Annotated in this window: 4 protein-coding genes and 2 pseudogenes; 4 read left to right on the forward strand and 2 right to left on the reverse strand. The window is 57.4% G+C overall.

Going from position 1 to position 5349, the window contains the following annotated elements:
* The 3 genes from ACILRA_RS19280 to ACILRA_RS19290 form a co-directional block, all read left to right on the forward strand.
* Positions 1 to 346, forward strand: a 346-nt coding sequence (locus ACILRA_RS19280) for an endonuclease/exonuclease/phosphatase family protein (RefSeq protein ID WP_395663681.1), incomplete at its 5' end; no start/stop codon positions are given.
* A gap of 253 nt (positions 347 to 599) precedes the next feature.
* Complete coding sequence (locus tag ACILRA_RS19285) at positions 600 to 1904, forward strand: NAD(P)H-dependent oxidoreductase (RefSeq protein WP_395663682.1); 1305 nt, start codon at positions 600 to 602, stop codon at positions 1902 to 1904.
* A 309-nt stretch (positions 1905 to 2213) separates the two neighbouring features.
* Positions 2214 to 3223, forward strand: a protein-coding gene (locus tag ACILRA_RS19290; RefSeq protein ID WP_395663683.1) for an IS630 family transposase whose coding sequence is annotated in 2 segments (ribosomal slippage) — positions 2214 to 2700 and positions 2700 to 3223 — 1011 coding nt in all. Because the reading frame shifts where the segments join, the coding sequence is not laid out codon by codon here.
* Between the two features lie 70 nt (positions 3224 to 3293).
* Here the strand turns inward: ACILRA_RS19290 and ACILRA_RS19295 are convergent.
* Both ACILRA_RS19295 and ACILRA_RS19300 read right to left on the reverse strand, forming a co-directional pair.
* Positions 3294 to 3476, reverse strand: a pseudogene (locus tag ACILRA_RS19295) (transposase); the annotation flags it as partial.
* 172 nt (positions 3477 to 3648) lie between these two features.
* Positions 3649 to 4359 carry an outer membrane protein gene (locus ACILRA_RS19300; RefSeq protein ID WP_395663684.1) on the reverse strand — a complete coding sequence of 237 codons (711 nt, stop codon included), beginning with the start codon at positions 4357 to 4359 and terminating at the stop codon, positions 3649 to 3651.
* Positions 4360 to 4994: 635 nt separating this feature from the next.
* Between ACILRA_RS19300 and ACILRA_RS19305 the strand changes: the two are divergent.
* Positions 4995 to 5349, forward strand: a pseudogene (locus tag ACILRA_RS19305) (IS5/IS1182 family transposase); the annotation flags it as partial.

The following is a 5349-nucleotide window of genomic DNA, read 5'->3' on the forward strand; positions in this document are numbered from 1 at the left end:
GAAGGAGGATGTTTTTCCAATGCCCCGTGCGGCAATCGTGCTGGGTGACTTCAACATGATGCCAAGTTCACCAGAATATGCGATGCTGACTGGGCCTGTAGGCCCAGACTACGGACGCCTCGCTGAGCAGGACCTATTCGCTGATGCGCTCACCCTCGCCGGGGTGAGCGAGAATGCCGGCATCACCTATCCCGCCAATGGCATCGAGCAAGCCAAGCGGATCGACCACATCTTCGTCACGTTGGAGTTGGCAGGGTTGGTCCGCCGCGCCTGGATCGACGAGGCGGCAGATGCGTCCGACCACCAGCCGGTGTTCGCGGAGTTGGACTGGAGCGGCGCAGTTTAGAGCATGATCCGCAAAAGCAGAAGCCACTTTGGTGGCAATATCTTGCTCAGGTAGTTGATCTTGCGCGAGTTCTCTCGCGCTGGCACCGAGGCCACCCGCACTCGACAGAACCGCAAACACGCAATAGTCTCTCACTGCGCATGGTACAAAATGTCGGTCAGGCCAGTTTGATGCCAGGGTTTGATCGTGCAATCTCTCCCTATATGGTGGGAGGCAATATGTTCTCAATTTCAGGGAAACGCGGAAAGTCGAAGTGAACCTGTACTCCAAACTCCAAGAGCGTGCATTGCAGGACAAGCCGGTCCGGGTCGGACTTATCGGGGCTGGCAAGTTTTGCTCCATGTTCCTCGCGCAAGTGCCTTCGACAGCGGGTCTTCGGGTGAGCGTCATCGCCGATCTCCTTCCGGATCGAGCGAAACTGGCCTGCAAAAGGGTGGGCTGGAATGACGATCGCATCGCCGCGACGCGCTTTGTGGAAGACGGAAGCCTGCTTTGCGCCTCCGACGACGTAGACGTCGTCGTTGATTCAACCGGGTCGCCAGGCGCAGGGGTTGTTCACGCGTTAGCCGCGATCGAATACGGCAAGCACATTGTCATGGTCAATGTTGAAGCAGATGTCTTGGCCGGCCCCGCCCTTGCTGCACGCGCGCGTAAGGCCGGTGTTGTCTATTCGATGGCCTACGGCGATCAACCGGCCCTGATATCTGAAATGGTCGATTGGGCCCGAGCAGCTGGCTTTATTGTCCAGGCTGCGGGAAAGGGAACGAAGTATCTGCCTGGATACAATCTGGTTACACCTGATGATGTCTGGAAACACTATGGCATCACAGCGGAGTCCGCAGAAGCTGCTGGCATGAACAGCCAGATGTTCAACTCTTTCCTGGATGGCACCAAGTCTGCAATTGAGATGGCGGCCGTCGCCAATAGCTGCGCACTCAACGTTCCAGACGATGGCCTCTCATTCCTTCCGTGTGGAGTCGATGACCTGTCCCGCACATTACGTCCCGTATCGGCTGGCGGACAGCTAGCCGGCGAGGGCATGGTTGAGGTCATATCGTCAATGGAACGTGACGGCAGACCAGTCTTCCGCGATCTTCGCTGGGGCGTATATGTGGTTCTCAAAGCGCCGAATGACTATTCAGCCGCATGCTTTGCCCAGTATGGCCTGCCTGTCCATTCGACTGGTCAGTACGCAGCGATGTACAAGCCATTCCACCTTATCGGCATGGAACTCGGCATCTCGATCTTGTCGGCCGCGCTTCGACATGAGCCCACAGGACACAGCCGGCAGTTCCGTGGTGACGCCGTGGCAACAGCAAAGCGGAATCTAGCGCCCGGCGACATGCTCGACGGTGAAGGTGGATATACAGTATGGGGCAAACTGATGCCTGCCGCGCGCTCGGTCGAAGCCAGAGCCCTACCCATTGGCCTCGCGCACGGAGTGAAGGTAACCAAGCCGATCAAGGTTGGCGAAATCATCAGCAGAGATGCTGTCGAGGCACTTCCTGACAATCCGGCCCTCAGGCTACGTCTCGAAACACAGGCAATGGCAGGATAGATTCGATCCCAGTGCTTTCCGAAGATCAATTATCCACCGCGAAGTCCAGAACGAGGCGCTACGTCTTGTTACGCAATTTCATTTTCTTATGAATTTCGTTCCAAATTCTGGCAGTCAGGAGCTTGGCGTGAAGCAATCTGCAAGTACTGGGGATTTTTGCAGCTCAAATTTCGGGGAGAGAGATTTGCCCAAGGGCTAATACTAAAGGTTTCTGGGGCTGACTCATACCAAGGGCGCTTGTGCCTGACTCACGGGGGATTCCCCTGAAGTTGGAGTTCTGATTCACTGGGCGCGAGGAGGATTCGGGCCATGCCATCAGCAGTACCCTTACGGACGGATTTTTCAGCTCGTGAGCTTCGCCGGTTGGCGAAGCAGTCCCGGGACAACAATCAGAGCCGACGGCTGCTTTCGCTGGCGGCGGTGTTGGATGGTATGAGCCGCGACGATGCGGCCCGGATCGGTGGAATGGACCGCCAAACGCTTCGCGACTGGGTTCACCGGTTCAATACGGGAGGTCCCGAGGCATTGCTGGATGCCTGGACCAACGGCCCCACGCCACGCCTGTCATCGGAGCAGATGAGCGAGCTGGCGGCCCTCGTTGACGCCGGCCCCGACAGACAAGCTGACGGTGTGGTGCGCTGGCGGCGTATCGACCTCAAGCTGGTGATCAAGAAGCGGTTCGGTGTGGACTTTCATGAGCGATATGTCGGGACACTCTTGAAGAAGCTGGGGTTCTCACACGTCAGCGCCCGTCCGCGCCACCCCGGGCAGGATGTTGAAACCATCGCAGCGTTCAAAAAAACTTCCCCCAAACGCTGAGTGCCCATCTCGCTGAGTTGCCAGAGAAAACGCCGGTGGAGATATGGTTCCAGGACGAGGCCCGCATCGGTCAGAAGAATGGCATCGTCCGCCAATGGAGCAGGCGTGGATCGAGGCCCCGCCAACCGGCCGATCAGCGCTATGAGAATGCCTATCTATTTGGCGCCATATGTCCGGCACGTGGAACTGGCGCAGCTATCGCCGTGCCATATGCCGACACTGAGGCCATGCAGATGCACCTCAATGAGATATCCCGCCATGTCGCCAGGGGTGCCCACGCCGTTCTGCTTCTCGACCGGGCCGGATGGCACACAACGAGCAACCTCGACGTGCCCGACAACATCACGCCAATCTTTCTGCCTTCGCGCGCGCCTGAACTCAACCCCGTCGAAAACATCTGGCAGTACCTTCGTGCCAATTGGCTCTCCAACCGCGTCTTCGAAACTTACGTCGAGATCATCGAGGCTGCATGCGACGCCTGGCAGAAGCTCATTGCTTAACCAGAGACCATTACTTCAATCGGAATACGCCAATGGGCTCTTGTCGGTCAGACCCAATGACCGTTGGTATTAGTCCGCGCCGGGGTAGCTTGCGAAGGAAGGCCGTCCAGATGGGTTCGGCCTCCGAGGTCCCGATCTCCATACCCAGAACCTCGCGCCGGCCATCGCTGTTGACCCCCGTGGCGATGATGGCGGCGACCGAAACGACACGCCCGCCGCGGCGGCAAGCGGTATTGGTCTTGCTCAAACAAATTAACTTGCGATGGTCCGTATGCCTCTTTAAGCGGCCTCCCTCTTGATTGAAAGGATAACGTAAAAAACAGAGCAGCCTCGACGCCAATCAGAAGCTGCTTTGAAGAGTGCCCTTCAGGCTCTGGCGGTTGTTGCGATCCGATGGGTGAACACCGGCCTCTCAACCGTCCTTCTCAGAAATGGTAGGCCACGCCAGCCATCAGGCTCTGCTGGGTTACTTTAATCTCATCGTCGTAACTTCCGCTATAGTCATAAATGTCGGCCGTTATCGTGACGTCGCCAAAGTCGGTGTAGCGATATTCGACTCGCGCCGTCCAGTTGGACAAGAAGGCATATTCAAGGCCACCGCCTGCAGTCCAGCCCACCATCGTTTCATCGAAGCTTTCGAAATTGGTGGAGGATACCCGCTCGTAGACATCGAAAGACTGCTGGCCAATGGCAAGGCCGCCGGTGGCGTAAAGCAGGGCATTGCCCGCCATAATGCCCGCGCGTGCCCGCAGCGATCCCTGCAGCCCCGATTCCCATCCATACCGATATCTCTCGTCTTGAACGCCCTCGTAATCCAGGTAGCTCTCGTCACTCAGCGAGGCATATCCCAAGTCCGCTTCAACGCCGATCAGGAACGTCTCCGTTGCCATGTAGTTGAGGCCCAGATAGACCTCGCCCATCAGCCCCGTGTCGTCGCCGTCCCACGTATATCCACTCTCGTAGGATGTTCCGGCATAATAATCCGTCACCGAAACGTCGGCTGATGCCCCGCCAAGTTGTGCGCCAGTGTAAAAGCTTGTTGCTGAGGGAGCCGGAATGTCCGTGACATCCGCGGCCATCGCATGGACAGAAAAGAGCATTGAAGGCAATAGTGCCGCAAGATCGGTCTTTTTCATGATATACCTCCAAGATCCCCGTTCTTTCGGCAGCGCCCGCTTGACCCGCGGGTCGGCCACAAATGTCGTTGAATTGATTAGCTGACATCCACCATATGACCACCGCCTAGAGATTTTGTATCACGCAAGTCTGCAGCTTTGGTAAGATCGGGCCTTGGCAAATGGCAGCACCGGATCGCCAAGCCGCTGATGTCTGCCTGTTGCTCGCCGGGAATGTTGATTTCTCGTTCCTAAAGACAAAGTCTCCATTGGTTTGAGTTGGAACGCATGACGCGAGCGCCTGGCTTCAATTCAAAGTGCTGTTGGATTTGCAGACCTTCAGGCTTGCCCTTGGCCTCGGCTGCAAAGATTGATGCCTCTCCCTGGAGGCCTTCCAGGCCTTGCCGGTTGTAGCGCTCTGCCGCCGCAAGGGTGAAAGTCAGAAGCAGAGGCACTGCACCGTCGTGGTGGGATCGAAAGCAGTCCCCCGTGAACAATTTCCAAGCGGTTGATTTCAGACTCTGATCTCGACGCTCGAAGCCTTCAGTTTTGCAGGAAAGCGGGCTGATGGCACTGGTTTCCTTGCAAATTCGTTTTCCGGTTCACGACGGTCAGGAGGCGTGATTCACTCTGCCGGGAGAGCGGCGGAGGATTGGGTGATGAAGCCATGTGAGCGGCGCGAGACGGGAGAGATGGACCTGTTCCGGTCACGCCTCGACCAGATCACCAACATCACCCATGAACTTGTACGGCTGGCGAAGACCGTGTCGTGGGAGGCCCTCGAAGCCCGCTGCGGTGAGATGTTCTTCCGGCATGATCTTTCCTTTGACCGCTCCTCAATGACCTGCTGGCGCCAGAGGATGGGCGAGGAGCGCATCATGTCCCTGCTGCAGGAAAGCCTGTCCGTGGCGGTGAAGACCGGGGCGATGCGGCCTGAGGACACGAGGCGGGTGATCGTCGATACCACGATACAGCCCAAGAACATCATGTTCCCAACCGACGCCAAGCTCC

This window comes from Aestuariivirga sp., from assembly GCF_044239095.1.
GTDB lineage: Bacteria > Pseudomonadota > Alphaproteobacteria > Rhizobiales > Aestuariivirgaceae > Aestuariivirga.